This is a genomic window from Agrobacterium pusense, assembly GCF_013285525.1.
GTDB classification, from domain to species: Bacteria; Pseudomonadota; Alphaproteobacteria; order Rhizobiales; family Rhizobiaceae; genus Agrobacterium; species Agrobacterium pusense.
Window position 1 is genome coordinate 1,214,058 of record NZ_CP053856.1, and the last position, 18,457, is coordinate 1,232,514.

18 protein-coding genes are annotated in these 18,457 nt (G+C 59.8%); 6 read left to right on the top strand and 12 right to left on the bottom strand.

Translation table 11 applies throughout. From position 1 onward, the window contains the following. The first annotated feature begins 76 nt into the window (after window positions 1-76). Entirely contained in the window at window positions 77-982 is a 906-nt protein-coding gene (locus HQN82_RS05985) for a LysR family transcriptional regulator (protein WP_112765834.1), read from the top strand. Here the strand turns inward: HQN82_RS05985 and gor are convergent. The 3 genes from gor to rpiA all read right to left on the bottom strand — a co-directional run bounded on the left by gor (window position 979) and on the right by rpiA (window position 3,788). Next, window positions 979-2,367, bottom strand: a complete 1,389-nt coding sequence (gene gor, locus HQN82_RS05990) for a glutathione-disulfide reductase (RefSeq protein WP_037093218.1) — start codon at window positions 2,365-2,367, stop codon at window positions 979-981. The genes HQN82_RS05985 and gor overlap by 4 nt on opposite strands. Window positions 2,368-2,509: 142 nt before the next feature. Further along, complete coding sequence (locus HQN82_RS05995; RefSeq protein ID WP_006697398.1) at window positions 2,510-3,076, bottom strand: DUF2059 domain-containing protein; 567 nt, start codon at window positions 3,074-3,076, stop codon at window positions 2,510-2,512. A 16-nt stretch (window positions 3,077-3,092) separates the two neighbouring features. Continuing rightward, window positions 3,093-3,788 (bottom strand): ribose-5-phosphate isomerase RpiA, encoded by a 696-nt coding sequence (rpiA, locus tag HQN82_RS06000; RefSeq protein ID WP_006697397.1) that lies wholly within the window; start codon window positions 3,786-3,788, stop codon window positions 3,093-3,095. A gap of 188 nt (window positions 3,789-3,976) precedes the next feature. On the opposite strand from rpiA, the gene HQN82_RS06005 reads away from it, so the two are divergent. Both HQN82_RS06005 and HQN82_RS06010 read left to right on the top strand, forming a co-directional pair. Beyond that, the gene (locus HQN82_RS06005; protein WP_112765835.1) at window positions 3,977-4,678 is read left to right on the top strand and encodes an HAD family hydrolase; all 702 of its coding nucleotides are present in this window, start codon (window positions 3,977-3,979) and stop codon (window positions 4,676-4,678) included. 24 nt (window positions 4,679-4,702) lie between these two features. Further along, on the top strand, window positions 4,703-5,263 hold the full coding sequence (locus HQN82_RS06010) for a CHAT domain-containing protein (protein ID WP_004441995.1): 561 nt from the start codon (window positions 4,703-4,705) through the stop codon (window positions 5,261-5,263). A 63-nt stretch (window positions 5,264-5,326) separates the two neighbouring features. Here HQN82_RS06010 and HQN82_RS06015 read toward each other — a convergent pair whose 3' ends face one another. Together HQN82_RS06015 and HQN82_RS06020 are read right to left on the bottom strand one after the other, a co-directional pair. Continuing rightward, window positions 5,327-7,285 (bottom strand): L,D-transpeptidase family protein, encoded by a 1,959-nt coding sequence (locus tag HQN82_RS06015; protein WP_486598875.1) that lies wholly within the window; start codon window positions 7,283-7,285, stop codon window positions 5,327-5,329. 70 nt (window positions 7,286-7,355) lie between these two features. After that, window positions 7,356-7,697 (bottom strand): hypothetical protein, encoded by a 342-nt coding sequence (locus HQN82_RS06020; RefSeq protein WP_137068715.1) that lies wholly within the window; start codon window positions 7,695-7,697, stop codon window positions 7,356-7,358. On the opposite strand from HQN82_RS06020, the gene fumC reads away from it, so the two are divergent. Together fumC and HQN82_RS06030 are read left to right on the top strand one after the other, a co-directional pair. Further along, entirely contained in the window at window positions 7,687-9,078 is a 1,392-nt protein-coding gene (fumC, locus tag HQN82_RS06025) for a class II fumarate hydratase (RefSeq protein WP_112765919.1), read from the top strand. The genes HQN82_RS06020 and fumC overlap by 11 nt on opposite strands. Before the next feature lie 208 nt (window positions 9,079-9,286). Further along, entirely contained in the window at window positions 9,287-10,219 is a 933-nt protein-coding gene (locus HQN82_RS06030) for an alpha/beta hydrolase (protein ID WP_173614662.1), read from the top strand. Window positions 10,220-10,440: 221 nt separating this feature from the next. On the opposite strand, the gene pyrG is transcribed toward HQN82_RS06030, so the two are convergent. From pyrG to HQN82_RS06050, 4 genes are all read right to left on the bottom strand, one after another. After that, on the bottom strand, window positions 10,441-12,069 hold the full coding sequence (gene pyrG / locus HQN82_RS06035) for a CTP synthase (RefSeq protein ID WP_006697393.1): 1,629 nt from the start codon (window positions 12,067-12,069) through the stop codon (window positions 10,441-10,443). Window positions 12,070-12,228: 159 nt separating this feature from the next. Beyond that, window positions 12,229-12,687: a preprotein translocase subunit SecG gene (secG, locus tag HQN82_RS06040; RefSeq protein WP_137068717.1), complete on the bottom strand. Its 459-nt coding sequence runs from the start codon at window positions 12,685-12,687 to the stop codon at window positions 12,229-12,231. Between the two features lie 115 nt (window positions 12,688-12,802). Further along, window positions 12,803-13,573, bottom strand: coding sequence for a triose-phosphate isomerase (gene tpiA / locus HQN82_RS06045; RefSeq protein WP_112554441.1), 771 nt, complete (start codon window positions 13,571-13,573; stop codon window positions 12,803-12,805). 213 nt (window positions 13,574-13,786) lie between these two features. Continuing rightward, window positions 13,787-14,668: a dienelactone hydrolase family protein gene (locus tag HQN82_RS06050; RefSeq protein WP_173614663.1), complete on the bottom strand. Its 882-nt coding sequence runs from the start codon at window positions 14,666-14,668 to the stop codon at window positions 13,787-13,789. A gap of 225 nt (window positions 14,669-14,893) precedes the next feature. On the opposite strand from HQN82_RS06050, the gene parE reads away from it, so the two are divergent. Then, entirely contained in the window at window positions 14,894-17,023 is a 2,130-nt protein-coding gene (gene parE / locus HQN82_RS06055) for a DNA topoisomerase IV subunit B (protein ID WP_077986281.1), read from the top strand. An 87-nt stretch (window positions 17,024-17,110) separates the two neighbouring features. Here the strand turns inward: parE and HQN82_RS06060 are convergent, their stop codons facing one another. The 3 genes from HQN82_RS06060 to HQN82_RS06070 are packed head-to-tail and all read right to left on the bottom strand — an operon-like array spanning window position 17,111 to window position 18,429. Beyond that, the gene (locus HQN82_RS06060) at window positions 17,111-17,719 is read right to left on the bottom strand and encodes an ATP-dependent Clp protease proteolytic subunit (RefSeq protein ID WP_173614664.1); all 609 of its coding nucleotides are present in this window, start codon (window positions 17,717-17,719) and stop codon (window positions 17,111-17,113) included. Between the two features lie 42 nt (window positions 17,720-17,761). After that, entirely contained in the window at window positions 17,762-18,118 is a 357-nt protein-coding gene (locus HQN82_RS06065; RefSeq protein ID WP_173614665.1) for an SRPBCC family protein, read from the bottom strand. Next, entirely contained in the window at window positions 18,115-18,429 is a 315-nt protein-coding gene (locus HQN82_RS06070; protein WP_173614666.1) for an ArsR/SmtB family transcription factor, read from the bottom strand. The genes HQN82_RS06065 and HQN82_RS06070 overlap by 4 nt, the downstream gene beginning before the upstream one ends. Window positions 18,430-18,457: the final 28 nt, after the last annotated feature.

Sequence of the window (18,457 nt, forward strand, 5' to 3'; positions counted from 1 at the left end):
AGACCCGTTTCATATCTGAACGGAGAGGACAGGCCCTGATGCGGCTAAGATGCTGCCATGATGTGGAGAGGATGCCGTGACAGAAGTGGACTGGGACGAGTTGAGGCTTTTCGACATTGTCGCCACAGAGGGCGGCCTCGCCGGCGCGGCGGGTAAAGCCGGGCTCAGTGCGCCAACGATTGGCCGAAAGATGATGCTTCTTGAACGCAAAATGGGGCGAACGCTCTTTATTCGGAGTCAGAACGGATACCGGCTCGCACCGGACGGCCAGGTCCTGTTCGAGAAAGTAAGGTCCATGCGCAACAGCGCGGCGGAAATCACTCAATGGCACAGCGACGCTTTTTCGCTACCGATCGTTTCTCTGTCGAGTGACATCTGGACTGCCGGTTTCATAGCCACCAATGCGGCGGCCATTCGCGGCCCGTCAGACGCTTTCCGCCTGTGCTGCAAGCAATGTGAGAATGACGACGAGTTGACTTACAGGCGCGGCATGATCGCGATCAGGCACGTCAGGCCAGCCACCGGGAATTTCGCCGTCCGGAAATCGGTCGACGTTGCCTATTGCGCCTATCGCGCGCGCGACGGCTCAAGCAAGAATGTTGAGCAATGGATTTCGATCGGCACCGAGGTCGCGAAATCCGACGCCGAAAAATGGGTGTTCCGGCATCGGGAACCGCTGATCCACACCTGGACGAATGCCCCTGCCCTTTTGCCGAGCCTCATCCAGAGCGGGGCCGGAAAAGGCGTCCTGCCCTGCTTTATTGGTGATAACGTCCCCGGCCTCGTCCGCGACGGCGAGATCATCGAGGAACTGTCCCATCCGCTCTGGATCATCGTCAACGACGACGACCGGCACGCCCCGGAAATGCGACTCGCCATAGATCGCCTCGTCGCTCTCCTGAAGGGCAACGAGGCGTTATTCGATGGCAGCCGCCATTATCAGGCAGAGACGAGCTGGAAGCCGGAGCGGAAGATGAGCTAGACCCGCTCACCGTTTACGACGCGATAGCTCGGCGAATACATCGTCACCAGTTCCTCTGCAGCCGTTGGGTGAACGGCCATGGTGCGGTCGAAGTCATCCTTCGTGCAGCCGGCTTTCAGCGTGATGCCGAGAAGCTGCGCCATCTCGCCGGCCTCATGGCCGAGGATATGCACGCCGACGACCTTGCGGTCAGCGGCATTGACGATCAGCTTCATGATCGTTTTCTCCTGACGGCCAGATAGCGTCGCCTTCATCGGACGGAACTGGGCGCGATAGACTTCCAGTTCCGGATATTTCTTGCCGGCTTCCTCTTCCGAAAGGCCGACAGTGCCGATTTCCGGCTGCGAGAATACCGCCGTCGCAATCAGCTCGTGATCCGGCTTGGTCGGGTTGTTCTTGTATTCCGTCTCGATGAAGCACATCGCCTCGTGGATCGCCACCGGCGTCAGTTGTACCCGGTCGGTGACGTCGCCAAGTGCGAAGATGCTGGGCACGTTCGTGCGCGAATAATCGTCAACGACGATCGCGCCGCGGGCGTCCACCTCCACACCGGCATTCTCGAGACCGAGCCCCTTGGTATTCGGATCGCGGCCAAGCGCCAGCATCACCAGGCCCACATGCAGCGAAGCGCCCTGCTTGGTGCGGGCCACGAAACCGCCGGCGCCGTCCTTGCTGACTTCCTCGATGATGTCTTCCAGAATGATGCGGATGCCCTTGGCCTCCATCGCCTCATGCAGGCCCTTGCGCATATCCTGATCGAAGCGCGACAGGATTTCCTTGCCGCGATAGATCAATGTCGTTTCAACGCCGAGCCCGTGGAAGATATTGGCGAATTCCACCGCGATGTAACCGCCGCCGGCAATCAGGATCGATTTCGGCAGCTCCTCGAGATCGAAAGCCTCGTTGGACGAAATCGTCAACTCGTGGCCGGGCAGCGCCTTGTGTTCGTTCGGCGTGCCGCCGACAGCGATGACGATACGCTCGGCGGTGAAGGTTTCGCCGGTTTTCGTCAGCTTGACGGTATGGGCATCCACGAGTTCCGCCCGGCTGTCGAAAATATCGGCCTTGGCGTTTTCCAGACCCTTACGGTAGAGCCCTTCGAGACGGGTGATTTCCTTGTCCTTCGCCGCGATCAGCTTTTTCCAGTCGAAGCTGCGCTCGCCGACGCTCCAGCCGAAACCTTCAGAATCCTCGAAATGCTCGGGGAACTGCGAGGCGTAGACGAACAGCTTCTTCGGCACGCAGCCGCGGATGACGCAAGTGCCGCCATAGCGGTATTCCTCGGCGATCGCCACGCGCTTGCCGAGCGAGGCAGCCACACGGCCGCTGCGCACGCCGCCGGAACCGCCACCGATGACGAAGAGATCGTAGTCATAAGCTGTCATAGTCAAAACCCCTGATCAAAACCGCCATCAGCCGCAAACGGGCAGCGGTGCATTCACGCCCACATATAGGTGCTGCGGCGCACAAATGAAAAGCCCGGTCTTGCGGCCGGGCTTTGAATATTTCTGAACCTGGAAAAGCGCCTTATGGCTTGGCAGCCGGAGCGCCACCCGTGGCATTGTGATCCGCGGGAAGCGGCTTCAGATCAGCGCCGGCGACCTTCTGCAGTTCGGTCATGCTGGCAGCGTTGAGATCGCGGTTGATACCGGCGGCCCAGATATCGGCAGCCTTCATCAGTTCGCGGGTCGCAATCGGGCCGTCCTTCAACAGCTTCTTGCCAGCTTCGCTGCTGTAGAAGGTGGAGATGGCGTTCAGTTCCTCGACCGAAAAAGCACGTGCATAGGTCAGCGCGGCCTCACGCTCGAGATCGGCGCGGCGCGGTGCAAGCTCAAGCGCCTTGGCGTCAACCGTCGCGGTGATCGCATCCTGAACATTCGGCGAAGCCTGAATAAGTTCTGCCTTCAGACGCTCGGCCAGTCCCGGCAGAATGTCGTCGAAACGGTCGGTAACGCCAAGAGAGGCGATCGCCTGCCGCGCGGCAGCAATATGCGCTTCGGAAATTTCCTGGGCGCGTGCGGCAGTACCGAACACGATGCCGGAAATGAGGATCGAAGCAGCGGCAGCTTTGCCCAGTCCCGCTAGTTTGATCATGAAAATCTCGCTCCTGTTATACTGCCTGCATCACGCGGGCGCCTTCAGGGCCAGCGATAATGGCAAGCGATGCCAAATTTATGAAAAGTCCGTGCTCGACGACACCGGGAATCGTGTTCAGCTCGCGTGCTAGCGCTTCTGCATCAGGAATACGGCCAAAAGATGCGTCGAGAATAAGGTGTCCGCCATCCGTCATGAAGACGCCGTCACCGGAAGAGCGAAGCTTCAACTCACCCGACAGGCCGGACCGCGATGCCAGCTTTTCGATGGCGATGCGGGTCGCAACCTGACCAAACGGATTGATCTCGATGGGCAGAGGAAAGGCGCCCAGCGTCTCCACAACCTTGCTCTGGTCGGCGATGACGATCACGCGTGCGGATGCCGCCGCGACGATCTTCTCGCGCAGCAGTGCACCGCCGCCGCCCTTGACGAGCCGCAACGCGTGGTCAACCTCATCCGCACCGTCAATGGTCAGATCCAGTTCCGGCAATTCATCGAGAGATTTCAGCGGCACGCCAAGCTCGACGCACAGACGCGCGGTGCGCTCGGATGTCGGCACGCCCTCGACCTTGAGGCCGGCGGCGACCTTCTCGGCCAGAAGCCGGACGAATTCCTCGGCCGTCGAACCCGTGCCGATACCGAGCCGCATCCCATCCTGTACATGGGACAATGCGGCCTCGGCGGCCTTGATCTTCATCTGGCGGGCATCCATGTGCCTGAAACTCCGGTAGCTTTGTCGTCGCCGTGCTGTTTACACGGGTCGAAAGCCAAACGAAAGCCTTTTTCAAGGCAACGAACAGAACGTTGTGATGCGGTTGCAAAGACAGGAGGCTTTGCCTAGGCTTGGCGCGAATGAAAGCATGAATAGCTCAGCCCCGCATTCTACAAGAGGCCGTTTCCGTGACATCCCGCCCGCTCGCCCCGCTCGCCATTTTCGATCTCGACGGTACTCTGGTCGATACCGCCGCTGATCTCGTCTCGAGCCTCAACCATACCATTGCCGCCGCCGGGCTAGCGCCCGTCACCTATGACGACCTGACGCATCTCGTCGGCCAGGGCGCACGGGTCATGATCAAGCGCGCCTTTGCACTGCGCGAAACGGAACTGCCGGAAGCCGAAATCGATCCGCTCTACGAACGCTTCATCACCCATTACCGCGCTGAAATGCCCGGCGAAAGCCGCCCCTACCCCGGCATCGTCAAAACGCTGGATGCGCTTTCGCAATCCGGCATCACGCTTGCCGTCTGCACCAACAAGACCGCAGTCCTCGCTGTACCGCTGCTCGAAAAACTCGGCCTGACCCACTATTTCGCCGCCATCACCTGCGGTGACACTTTCGAATTCCGCAAGCCGGATGCACGCCATATTCTCGGCACCATCGAAAAGGCCGGCGGCGATATCAGGCGCACGGTCATGGTCGGCGACAGCATCAACGATATCCTCGCCGCCCGGAATGCAAACGTCCCCTCCATCGGCGTCACCTTCGGTTACACGGATGTACCGATGGCCGAGCTCGAGCCAGATGTCGCCATCGATAATTTCGAAGCCCTGACACCTGATTTGTTCGCGAAGCTGATTGAAAAAGGCGCTGCTGCGGCTTGAGTGCTGCGTGCTGACGAAATCGGGATGGTCGACGAAAAGTTCTTTTTCCCGCGCAAGGCTGTAAGCATCATCGCGGTGGGCGACACAGGCGAAGCTCTACTTTTGCGCGCTATATTGGAGAGCCTGGGAGCCGCGGTTCGCCTGCACCTCCCGGGAACGCCGGAAGATATTCTGGCGTGCCTGAATCAACCTGATAACCCGCCGCCCTATCTCATCATCAGCGGCCATGGCGATCAAAATGGCCTCGTGATCGGAGACATCAATCCCGACGTGACCCAATTGAAATTGCGCGAGGGCAGCCTGCCTGTTGAAGCAATTCTGGGAAAAGTCCACCTGTCGGGCACTGTAATTTTCAGCACGGCGTGCTGCACGGGCTACGATGCTTTCGGGAAGGCCTTTATTGAAGGCGGCGCGAAAGCCTACATTGCTTCGGCGGGTTACCCGGACGGTGCGGCGACGCCACTTTTCGTCCATATGTTGTTTTACGAACTGCTAGTCGGCAAATCATCGCTTGAAGACGCGCTTAGCCGCGCTGCAACGATCGATGACGATGGCGACCTCGCATTCGCACTTTTCAAGCAGTAGCCAGAACCGCAATCGCCGGAACAAAAAAGCGCCGTTTCCGGCGCTTTTTCTAGGTGCGACCTATCAGATCGAAGCAGCCCTTGCCTTCGTCGTCACCGCAAAGGCCTTCTGCACGTAGCTGTCGCGATCATAGACATCATCGAAGAACTGGACCTTGCCGTCCTTATCCGGCCAGGCGGTGAAATAGGCCACATAAACCGGAATCTTTTCCGGCACCTGCACGGCGCGGTTCTTGCCTGACGCAATCTGCTCGCCAACCTTGTCAACGCTGGTGCCGAGAACGGCAGCCGCCATGCGGCGCGGGTCGACCAGGCGGATACAGCCGTGGCTCAGCGCCCGCATGTCGCGGTTGAAGAAGCTTTTGGCCGGCGTGTCATGCATGTAGATGGCATGTGCGTTGGGGAAGAGGATTTTCAGGTCGCCCAGCGCATTGTCGCTGCTCGGCGGCTGGCGCACGGAGACGGCATTGGTCGAGCCATACCAGTTGACGCTGGAGGACGACACGGCGCGGCCATTCACCTGCACTTCGTAACCCATGCGATCGAGGTATGATGGGTCACGGCGCAGCTTCGGCAGCATCTCGTTGATGATAATCGACTGCGGCACGCCCCAATAGGGGTTGAACTCGACGGTCTGAATCTCGTCCTGGAAGAAATAGGTCTGGTTGGCCTTGGAGCCGACCACGACCTTCATGCCGAACTGTTCGACGCCTTCATTGTGGTAATAGGCCATGAAGGCGGGCTGGTTGATGAAGACGTAACGCTGGCCGAGATCGGCCGGCAGCCAGCGGATCTGCTCCATGGCCACCTGCACCTTGGCGATCTTCGCGTCGTTGCTTTCGCCGACCATGGCGCGCACGGTCGCACGACCGATGACGCCATCCGCCTTCAGGCCATTTTCGCTCTGGAACGCCTTCACCAGATCGACGAGATCGGGCGTGTAATCCGGCGTCTGCTGGTAAGCGGAGATCGTTGCGGCATGTTCCGCCTTGAAGGCGGGAGAAGCCCGATGTTCGATAGCCTTGACGACACTCGCCATGTCAGCGCTGCTGTTGCCGGGCTTCAGCACCAGATCGGCGGGAACACGAACGACATGGGCGGCATCGCCCTCGCCACGCAGGCGGGCAAGCTCTGCCTTCAGCGCCTGATACTCGGTGCTGGAGGGCTCGCGGCTGCGCAGATAAGCGGCCACATCTGGGCTCAGGCCAGCAAGCTTCAGCACGGGAGCGAGGTTCACCGTCTTGCGCTTGAAATCATGGTAACCGGACAGCCGGTTCGGATCGACGCGGCCACGGGTCGTATCCTGCACATAGGCGAGAACCTTGGCGGACAGCGCCAGCTCGAACTGCATCTGCGCCCGCTGATAGGCATCGGAAACAGGCGCCGAAGCCGTCTCGACCGGTGTGCCGTTCGATGTGGTGCCGGCAACATTGCTGCTGATACTCGCGGTCACATCCTTGGCCGGTGCGGAAATGCTGTAGTCGGCGGGATCGAGACCGCTTTCGCCAACCGTCTCCAGGAAAGCGATGGCGGCGTTGGCGCGCTCGGTCAGTTCGCCACCGGATACCCACAACGTCTTTCCGCCAGCGCCGTAATAAGCCTCAAGCGCCTTGGCGATCTCGGGCGTGGCGCTGAACTTGAGATTGGCAAGGCCTTCGCCGAAATTCGCGGTGTTCACCGCCCGGGCTGCATCCGCCTTGTAATCATAATAGCGTGGGCCGGAAACGCGGGGCAAAGGCTCGGGATCGGAAGCATCAGCACTCTGACCGGCGCCCGATCCGGATCCGGATGGCGAGGTGACGATGCCGGCCGGCGGCAACTCGCCGCGATCCCGCGCGATCTTGCCGGGCCCGCCGCGCAGGAGGTCCATCAGAGTCACCGCACCGGCGGTGCCGGGAAGAGCGGTGGAAACGGAAAGACCGAGAGCCAGCACCAGTGCTGCCGATGATTTTCCAGATGTGACTTGCAATTTGATCCTCGTAGCACCCAGCACCACCGGGAAAACGGCGGGCATTAGTTTCATGCCTGTCTAGCCGATCAACGGCCTGTTGAAAAGAAAACGCCCAAAGCTCAAAATCGTGCCGAAATGAACCTCATAATACAGCCAAAGCCGTAAAAACGTAATTTCCAGAATTGGCGAGAATGGTTAAATTTCTATTTATTTCATTCACTTTGCTTTGAGCGCCCGCCCCGGTACAAGCCCGGTTTCCCTGCCTTTTCATGACGTAGTAAAAATGCCACGCGGCCGGGTTTTTCGCCTTGCTGCATTCGCTGCAGGCAAATCGCCGCGCAACGACCGGAAATATCTTCCCGCGCCGCATTGCAGCGGCTTTCTTTGCCGCCGCGATGATTCTATATATCGGCCGCGCAAGGCGGGCGAAGGCGCCGTTTTGGCGGAGGAACACGAGTAAAAAGGCAAGATTGATGACAGCCACACGGACGGAAACCGATACATTTGGCCCTATTGAAGTTCAGGCCGATCGCTACTGGGGCGCGCAGGCGCAGCGCTCGCTCGGCAACTTCAAGATCGGCTGGGAAAAGCAGCCCGCCTCTGTCGTTCGCGCGCTCGGCATCGTCAAGCAGGCCGCCGCCCGTGCCAACATGGCGCTTGCCGGCCTCGACCCGAAGATCGGTGAAGCCATCATCGCCGCCGCACAGGAAGTCATCGACGGCAAGCTGACCGAACATTTCCCGCTCGTCGTCTGGCAGACCGGCTCAGGCACCCAGTCCAACATGAACGCCAATGAGGTGATTTCCAACCGCGCAATCGAGATGCTCGGCGGCGAAATGGGCAGCAAGAAGCCGGTTCATCCCAACGACCACGTCAATATGAGCCAGTCTTCGAACGATACCTATCCGACGGCGATGCACATCGCCTGCGTCGAGCAGATCGTTCACCACCTGCTGCCGAGCCTGAAGCACCTGCACAAGGCGCTGGAAGCCAAGGTCAATCAGTTCGAAAAGATCATCAAGATCGGCCGCACCCACACGCAGGATGCAACGCCGCTGACGCTCGGCCAGGAATTCTCCGGTTACGCCGCGCAGGTTGCCTCCGCCATCGCCAACATCGAAACCACCCTGCCTGCGCTGTCCAAGCTCGCCCAGGGCGGCACGGCCGTCGGCACGGGCCTCAATGCCCCTGTTGGTTTTGCCGAAAAGGTCGCCGAGGAAATTTCGAAGATCACCGGCCTTTCCTTCGTCACCGCGCCGAACAAGTTCGAAGCGCTTGCCTCGCATGATTCCATGGTCTTCTCCCATGGCGCGATCAACGCGGCAGCAGCGGCACTCTTCAAGATCGCCAACGACATCCGCTTCCTCGGCTCCGGCCCCCGCGCCGGTCTCGGCGAACTCTCGCTGCCGGAAAACGAGCCCGGCTCGTCCATCATGCCGGGTAAGGTGAACCCCACCCAGTCGGAAGCACTGACGCAGGTTTGCGCCCACATCTTCGGCAACAATGCAGCGCTTTCTTTTGCCGGTTCGCAGGGCCACTTCGAGCTCAACGTCTATAACCCGATGATGGCCTATAACTTCCTGCAGTCCGTCCAGCTTCTGGGCGACGCGGCCGTCTCCTTCACCGACAATTGCGTCGTCGGCATCGAGGCCCGCGAAGACAATATCAAGAAGGGCGTCGAAAACTCGCTGATGCTGGTGACGGCACTGAACGGCAAGCTCGGCTACGACATCTGCGCCAAGATCGCCAAGACCGCCCACAAGAACGGCACGACCCTGCGCGAGGAAGCCGTTGGTGGCGGATACCTCACCAACGAGGAATTCGACCAGTATGTGCGCCCGGAGAACATGATCGGGCCGAAGTAAGCCTGTTTGAATTTTGGTGGAATGCAAAACGGGCCTTCGGGCCCGTTTTTGTTTGCTTGATTGACACGCCGCAGAGAGACAGCGACATCGCTGACCCGAACCGGAATATCTTGTTGCAACCATATTGTCCTGTTGGTTTTTATATAGGCCTCATAAACTGCTCTACCGGGAGAATACCGGATCCAAGTGCCTGATGGAGGAAGACATTATGATCTGCCGCCGCAGCCTTCTTTTTGCCGGGGCATTCCTCGCCACATCAGTGAAAATCCCAAATCTGCTTGCTAAAGACAATCCGCGCCGTCTTGCCCTTTGGGCCGGCAGCCCGCCCGGTGGTGGCGGTCCAAACGGCCCTACGGATATCAGCAAAAAAGGCGCCGTCACCAACATCGCCATACCAGGCCTTGAGATATTTGCCCCTGACAGGCCCAATGGGTCCGCAATGATAATCGCTGGAGGCGGTGGATATAAACGCATCGAGGAGGGCAAGGAATCCAATCCCGCCGCCCGCTGGCTCGCGGCCAGAGGCATTCATACCTTTGTCCTCAGCTACCGCCTGCCGATTGAAGGTTGGGCTGCCGGGCCGCTCGCACCGCTTCAGGATGTGCAACGCGCGTTTCGTCTGGTGCGTGCACACGCCTCGGACTGGCAGATCGATCCGCACAGGGTCGGCGCGCTCGGTTTTTCAGCGGGCGGCCACCTCATGGGGCTTGCCGCCGCCCGCTCGGCTTTTACGTCTTATGATCGTATCGACGACATTGACGGGCAATCAGCCCGCCCGGATATCGCAGCGCTGATCTACCCAGTCATCACGCTTGCCGCTCCCTATGACGATACCTCGACCCGCAGATCGCTTGTCGGCAGACACCCGACAGATAAGGCCACACGCGAATGGTCGGTGGAAAGCCATGTGCGCAAGGATTGCCCGCCAATTTTCCTGGCACAGGCGGATGACGACCGGATCTCCAATCCAGCCAACAGCCGGCTCATGCGAGACGCCTGTGAAAGGGCTGGCGTGGATGTCGAATTTCATCCGATCGCGTCGGGCGGTCACGGCTTTGGCATGGGCAAGGCCGGCACCCCATCGGAAGAGTGGCCAAACTGGTACGAAGTGTGGTTGCGGAAGCATAATTTTCTCGCGTGAGGCCGTTAGCGAACGATAGCAACGTGCATCTTCGGACGGTCGCCCTTCTTCCGTCATCCTCGGGCTTGACCCGAGGATCCGTAACCGCCGAACGATGGATCCTCGGGAGTCAAGCCCGAGGATGACAGAGCAATACGCATCGACGAATGCTCAGCCGAAAGTGCGCATACCGCAAACAAAAAGGGCCGCTTTCGCGACCCTCTTCATAATCCTTCAAACCGTCAAACCAGCCGGCTCTGCTCCACCGCCGCTTCTATGAAGCTGGCGAAAAGTGGATGCGGGTCGAGCGGGCGGCTCTTCAATTCCGGATGGTACTGAACACCGATGAACCACGGATGATCAGGATATTCCACCGTTTCCGGCAGCACACCATCCGGAGACATGCCGGAGAAGACGAGGCCGCATTCTTCCAGCCGGTCCTTGTAGTCCACGTTTACCTCGTAGCGGTGACGGTGGCGCTCGGAAATATCCGTGGAGCCATAAATCTCGGCGATCTTGGTATCCTTCTTCAGCGCCGCCTTATAGGCGCCGAGGCGCATCGTGCCGCCGAGATCACCCTTGGAGGAGCGCTTCTCCAGCTCGTTGCCCTTCACCCATTCGGTCATGAGGCCGACAACCGGCTCGGACGTCGGACCGAATTCGGTCGAAGAGGCATTTTCGATGCCGGCCAGATGACGAGCTGCTTCCACGACCGCCATCTGCATGCCGAAGCAGATGCCGAAATAGGGCACGTTGCGCTCACGCGCAAACTGCGCCGCCATGATCTTGCCTTCCGAACCGCGCTCGCCAAAGCCGCCCGGCACCAGAATGCCGTTGACCTTTTCAAGGTATGGCGTCGGATCTTCCTTTTCGAAGACTTCCGACTCGATCCACTCGAGCTTGACCTTGACGCGGTTGGCGAAGCCGCCGTGATGCAGCGCCTCGATCAGCGACTTATACGCGTCCTTGAGGCCGGTATATTTGCCGACGATCGCAATCGTCACTTCGCCTTCCGGCGTGCGGATACGGTTGCAGACCTCTTCCCACTGCTCCAGACGCGGCTTAGGCGCCGGCTCGATGCCGAAAGCGGCCAGCACTTCCGAATCGAGGCCTTCCTTGTGGTAGGCAATCGGAACGTCATAGATATTCGCCACATCCAGCGCCTGGATGACGGCGGAGGGACGCACGTTGCAGAACAGCGAAAGCTTGCGTCGTTCCGCTTCCGGGATTTCCCGGTCGGCGCGCACCAAAAGGATGTCGGGGTGAATGCCGAGAGCCTGCAGTTCCTTGACGGAGTGCTGGGTCGGCTTGGTCTTCAGCTCGCCCGCTGCCGGAATATAGGGCATCAGCGTCAGGTGAAGATAGATCGCCGTGCCGCGCGGCAGGTCGTTACCGAGCTGACGGATCGCTTCCATGAACGGCATCGCCTCGATGTCACCCACCGTGCCGCCGATCTCGCAGATGACGAAGTCGTAATCGTCATTGCCTTCGATCACGAAATCCTTGATCTCGTTGGTGACGTGCGGAATGACCTGAACCGTTGCGCCGAGATAATCGCCGCGCCGTTCCTTGTCGATGATGTTCTTGTAGATGCGACCTGTGGTGATGTTGTCGGTCTTGGTGGCCGAACGCCCAGTAAAGCGCTCATAGTGGCCAAGGTCGAGGTCCGTCTCGGCACCGTCGTCAGTCACGAACACTTCGCCGTGCTGTGTCGGGCTCATGGTGCCGGGATCGACGTTCAGATAGGGGTCGAGTTTGCGAAGCCGCACCCGATAACCACGGGATTGCAGCAAAGCTCCGAGTGCAGCAGCTGCGATGCCCTTACCGAGAGAGGAGACCACGCCGCCTGTGATGAATACATATCGCGCCATGGGATTCACCGGATACCTTTTTACCTCTGATTCCGCCAGCCCAAATTTCATGCTGTTGCAAATTCGCTGTTGACGAATTCACAATTCAACTGGCCGGAATGCGAACAAAAGAAAACCGGCAGGCTTTTGGCCTGCCGGAGCGTTAAATCAGAACCGGGCTTATTGACCGGTCGGAACTGCGTTCGGATCGGCGGGCTGCGCCGGGGCCGGAGCGGCCGTGCCGGAAGCAGCCGGAGCCGGTGTGGTCTGTGCGGGAGCAGCAGCGCTGTTATTGGTCGGAACACCATTTTCAGCCGGAGCCGGCGTCGAAGGCGTCGTCGACGGGCCGAGCGTGTCGAGAATGCCGTTACCCTGGCCCTGCGTGGCCGGAATACGGTTCAGGATATCGGTCGGACGCGATTCGTAACGGGTCAGAAGACCAAGGCCGAGCGACGTTGCGAAGAACAGCGCCGCAAGGATCGCGGTGGTGCGCGTCAGGGCATTGGCCGTTCCGCGCGCGGACATGAAGCCCGAACCGCCGCCGATACCGAGGCCGCCGCCTTCGGAACGCTGGATCAGGACCACGCCGACAAGCGCCAGCACGATCATGAGGTGAATAACAATCAAAACGGTCTGCATGACAATCCATTCCATGCCCCGCGCGGAGCACCATAAAGAAGGTTTTGCGGCTCTTTACATGAGGCGAAGGCTTATTCCAAGCCCCTTTCCCGATACTCTTTCAGGAAAGCCTCATTCAGGCCGTCAGTCGCTCATATGCCGCATAGATGGACAGGAAGTCCGACGCTTTCAAGCTCGCGCCACCAATCAGCGCGCCATCGACGTTTTCAACGCCCATCAACTCCAGCGCATTGGCCGGCTTTACCGATCCGCCATAAAGGATGCGCATGGTCTTGCCGGCATCGCCGAAGCGCTTGACGAGCTCGTCGCGCATGAAGGCATGGGCCTCGCGCACATCTTGCGTCGTCGGGGTAAGACCGGTGCCAATCGCCCATACGGGTTCATAAGCGATAACGGTATTTTCCGCCGTTGCCTCATCCGGCAGCGAGCCGGCAAGCTGGCGTTTCAAAATATCGAGCGTCTGGCCCGCTTTGCGCTCATCGGCCGTTTCGCCAATGCAGACAATGGCGATGAGATCGGCCGCATGGGCGGCAGATGCCTTGGCGCGAACCAGGTGATCAGTCTCGGCATGGTCGGTGCGGCGCTCGGAGTGGCCAACGATGACGTGGGTACCAAAGCAGTCGGCAATCATCTCGGCGGAAATATCGCCCGTGTGCGCGCCGGAGGCGTTCTGGTGGCAATCCTGAGCGCCGATCATCAGCGGGCTGTCATCGCAGAGCGCAGTGGCGACGTAAAGCAAGGTCGAAGGCGGGCAGATCAGCGCATCCACCTTCTCGGACAGCGCGCCCTTGACACCCTCTGCCATGGCCTTGATCTGGTCGAGCGAGGCACGCGTGCCGTTCATCTTCCAGTTTCCGGCAACAAGCGGTCGAACATTCGGCGTCATGCGTATCCCATTCCCTTTGTCTCGGGGCGCAGCCCTAGCGGCGCCCTATCCCTCAGCCGCTGACGGCCCTTGATCACGACAGAAGCTCTGCCGCAATTTCCCGGATATTCCTTTAACCGCAGCGGGCAGCAATTGGTACAAAAAAGCGGCCCAAGGGTTAAAACCAGCGGCAAATCTGGCAAAATTTGTCGTGACCGAGCCCGCCGCGATCCCTTATCGGCTCAAAATCCAGTTCAGAACCGCCCGCCAGTCGGTCATTCGCACCGGCGTGCCGTGGCTTCCGGTCTCGTAACGCGTGAACCGCGCGGGCTCCCCAGCCTTCAACAACGTGCGGAAGATCGTCGCCTGCTGATCGGCCGAATAAACCTTGTCGGCGCTGCCATGGGTAAACCAGACCGGCTTCTTCGCCTTCGCGAAAGCGCTTTTGGGAAAGTCAGGATCGACCGCGCCACCCAGGATCGCCATTCCCTTGAGATTGGCAACGGCTGCCTTGTCGCGGCTAATGCCATAGCAGATGAAACTGCCCATTGAGGCGCAGGTCAATATGACAGGCTTGCCGTCGGATTTTTTGGCCGCATCCGCAATCAGCGCCGCAATGTCGGCAACGCCGTTCTCATCGAAGGAACGAACACTCGGCACGTAATAGGTGCCGCCATTGGTCACGGCCAGATTTTTCAGCCGGTTGAAATTACCGCCGAACGTATAGTCGTTCATGCCAAGCCGCCGGTCACCGCCGCGCCCATGGATGAAGATGATGGTGAACGCCTGCCCGCTGGCCGGGCCGACGCGACCGACCTCAAGCGCCCTGCCCGCGAACGTCACGGTTTCCAGTGCCTGCACCTTCTTCGGCGCCATATCCACATATTGCCGCTTCACCCGGCGCTCCGGCACCTCGTCGCGGCCGTTGATGTCGCGCATCTCCTTGTAGTCGATGACTTCGGATGCGCCGCCATCGCCCGTGGAAAGCACCGTCTGCGCGGAAAACAACTCGTCCTTGAAAGGCCGCAGCGGCCCGTCAGACGCAAAGGCCGTAACCGGCATTGCCGCCACAGTCAGGCTGAAAAGAGTACAAAACGTGAAATGAGCTGTGGACATGCCTTGGCTAACCGTTCATTCGTGGCTGCGAGACTTGCCATCGCAAGGCCGGCAGCGCAATCCTCCTGTTGCGAAACCCTGACACAATCGTGGCATAGGATGCGCCGCGCTCGCCCAGGCGGACCCCGGTTCAATCGGACGGGAACCACATTTGGCGGTATATTGACGCTGATGGCAAAATGATTCGCATGGCGAAATTCTGACACACGCTTTTGAACTTTGGACATGATGGACGACAGCAACGATCTCTTCTCCGGTCTTCCGGCGGCACGAAACAGCGACACGGACACGAACGAGGACGCGGCGAAGCCCGTGAAGGCCCCGGCGACCGCTGCTGCCAATGTGAACGTGCAGCAGAAACCCGCAGCCGTTGCAGCCGCGGCCCCCGTCGCGTCGTCTGCCCCTCCGCCGCCCGCGTCTCCAGCCGGTGACGACTACGGCGCATCATCGATCCGCGTGCTTGAGGGCCTCGAGCCGGTGCGCATGCGTCCCGGAATGTATATCGGCGGCACGGACGAGAAGGCGCTGCACCACCTCTTCGCCGAAGTCATCGACAACTCCATGGACGAGGCCGTCGCCGGTCACGCCAATTTCATCGAGGTTCATCTCGATGCCGAAGGCTTCCTGACGGTCACCGATAACGGCCGCGGCATTCCCGTGGAGAACCACCCGCAGGTTCCGGGCAAATCGACGCTCGAAGTCATCATGACCAAGCTGCATGCCGGCGGCAAGTTCGACGGTAAGGCCTACGAGACCTCTGGCGGCCTGCACGGCGTTGGCGTCTCCGTGGTGAATGCGCTCTCCGATCTTCTCGAAGTGGAAGTGGCGCGAAACCGCAAGCTTTACCGCCAGCGTTTTTCGCGCGGCCTGCCGATCGGTCCGCTGGAAGAGCTTGGCGACGTGCATAATCGCCGCGGCACCCGCGTGCGTTTCCATCCCGATCCGCAAATCTTCGGCGATCACGCGAAATTCGAACCGGCCCGCATCTTCCGCATGGCCCGCTCCAAAGCCTATCTCTTCGGCGGCGTCGAAATCCGCTGGAGCTGCGATCCCGGCATGGTGCCGGCCGATGGAGAAATCCCCGAAAAGGCGGTGTTCCATTTCCCGGGCGGCCTGAAGGATTATCTCGCCGCCACGCTCGGCAAGGAATTTACCGTCACCCGCGAGATTTTCTCAGGCCGTACCGAAAAGACCGGCGGCCACGGCGCGCTGGAATGGGCGGTGACCTGGTACGGCGGCGACACGCAGATCCATTCCTATTGCAACACCATCCCAACCCCCGAAGGCGGCACGCACGAAGCGGGCCTGCGCATCGCGCTCACCAAGGGCCTGAAGAACTATGCCGACCTGACGCAGAACAAGCGCGCCAAGGACATCACCACCGATGACGTGATGATTTCGGCGGCCGGCATGCTCTCCGTCTTCATCCGCGAGCCGGAATTCGTCGGCCAGACCAAGGACAAGCTCGCCACCGTCGAAGCCCAGCGCATCGTCGAAAACGCGCTGCGCGATCCATTTGACCATTATCTGACCGGCAACCCGGCCGAGGCGGCAAAGCTGCTCGACTGGGTCATCGAGCGCTCGGAAGAGCGTATGCGCCGCCGCAAGGAAAAGGAAGTCAACCGCAAGACCGCCGTGCGCAAGCTGCGCCTGCCCGGCAAACTCGCGGATTGCTCCCAGAACACGGCCGAAGGCGCCGAACTTTTCATTGTCGAGGGTGACTCGGCTGGCGGCTCGGCCAAACAGGCGCGCAACCGCGCCAATCAGGCCATTCTGCCGCTGCGTGGTAAAATCCTCAACGTTGGCAGTGCCAGCCGCGAAAAGCTTTCCGCCAACCAGCAGATCGCCGATCTCATCCAGGCGCTCGGCTGCGGCACCCGCACCAAGTACCGCGAAGAAGACCTGCGCTATGAGCGCATCATCATCATGACCGATGCCGACGTCGACGGCGCCCATATCGCCTCGTTGCTCATCACCTTCTTCTATCAGGAAATGCCGGAACTCATTCGCGGCAACCACCTCTATCTGGCAGTGCCGCCGCTCTACGTCATCCGTCAGGGCGCGAAATCCGCCTATGCCCGCGACGACGCCCACCGCGCCGAGCTGATGGAAACCGTCTTCAAGGGCAAAAAGGTCGAAGTGGGCCGCTTTAAAGGCCTCGGTGAAATGATGGCCGCCCAGCTCAAGGAAACCACCATGGACCCCGAAAAGCGCACCCTGCTGCGCGTCGAGATCGATGACGTGGACTTCGAGGGCACGCGCGAGGCTGTCGACAATCTGATGGGCACCAAGGCCGATGCCCGTTTCCGCTTCATTCAGGAGCGGGCGGCTTTTGCAGATAATCTGGATATTTGATCATCCGGATAGACCTTTGAAAGGCAGCGCATTGGCGCTGCCTTTTGTGTTGATATGGAAACAACATCTTGCGGATAGTACCCGGCACTACGCCGCAATATCCTCACGAACGCCCAGAACGCGGTCGATCAGACCCCATTCCAACGCTTGCTCCGCCGTCATGAAAAAATCCCTATCCATGGCCGCTTCGAATTTCTCATAACTCTGTTTGCAATGTTCGGCGTAAAGCCGCGTCATGCGGTGCTTGGTCTGCTGCATCTCCTCGGCGTGGATCAGCATGTCCGATGCCTGTCCATGGAAACCGCCCAGCGGTTGATGAATGTGGATGCTGGCATTGGGAAGTGCTGTGCGCTCGCCCGGTTCGCCTGCCATTAGCAGGAACGATCCCATGGAACGGGCCGTGCCCATACAGAGTGTGTGAACCGGGGCGCGGATGTAATGCATCGTATCATACATCGCCAGACCGCTCGTCACGACGCCACCCGGAGAATTGATATAAAGATGGATCGGCTTCTTCGGGTTTTCCGCTTCGAGAAACAGCAATTGCGCGCAGACGAGCGCTGAAACTGCATCGTTGACCTCGCCATTGAGAAAGATGATCCTTTCCCGCAGCAGGCGCGAATAAATGTCGAAAGATCTTTCTCCCTTTGATGATTGTTCGACGACCATAGGGACGAGTTGCATCACTTCGCGCATCGGCGAACTCCTGTGTTTGGAAATGTCGGGAAACGAGTGGGATCAGGCGGCGAGCTTGATCGGCGGGCCGTTGTGGTTTGCAGCGGCCTTCATCGTCCGGCCGGTATTTGTGGGCAGTTCATGAATGATGCGAAGGCTGGTGCCGCCCTCGGCATTGGCCGCGATCCTGAAGGTTACGGTGCTTTTCAGAAATGGTGGAATGTCTTCGCGCAGCCGGTAGCGCACTTCCTCGCCGGGTTTGATGTCGATCGCGTCAGGTTCCGCCAGAGCCTCGTTCGGCAGCCAGTTTTCACGGAACGCTGCAATGCTGATGGCGCGCCAGACCTTTTGCGGCGGCTCGTCCAGATCATATTCAAGTTCAATGCCGTTTTTCGGCGCTTCCGCTGCATCCCTGTTCATTGGTCCATATCCTTCAGCAGGAGTTTGAGAGCCTCAATGCGCTGTGGCCAGTAGGCGCGATATTTGCCGAGCCACGCAGCAATGCGTGTCAGCCCCTCCGGATCGACCTCGTAATTGACGAAACGGCCCTGCCGTCTTTCAACCACTAGCCCGGCGCCGCGAAGAACCGAAAGATGCTGCGACATGGCCGGCTGACTGATCTCGATCCCTTCGCGCAGGGCAGAGGCATTCATGGCACCATCCGCCAGCTTTTCGAAAATGGCACGGCGCGTGGGATCGGCCAGTGCCCGGAATATATCGTTCTCTGCCATAAAAACACATAAGCACGCACTTATGTGT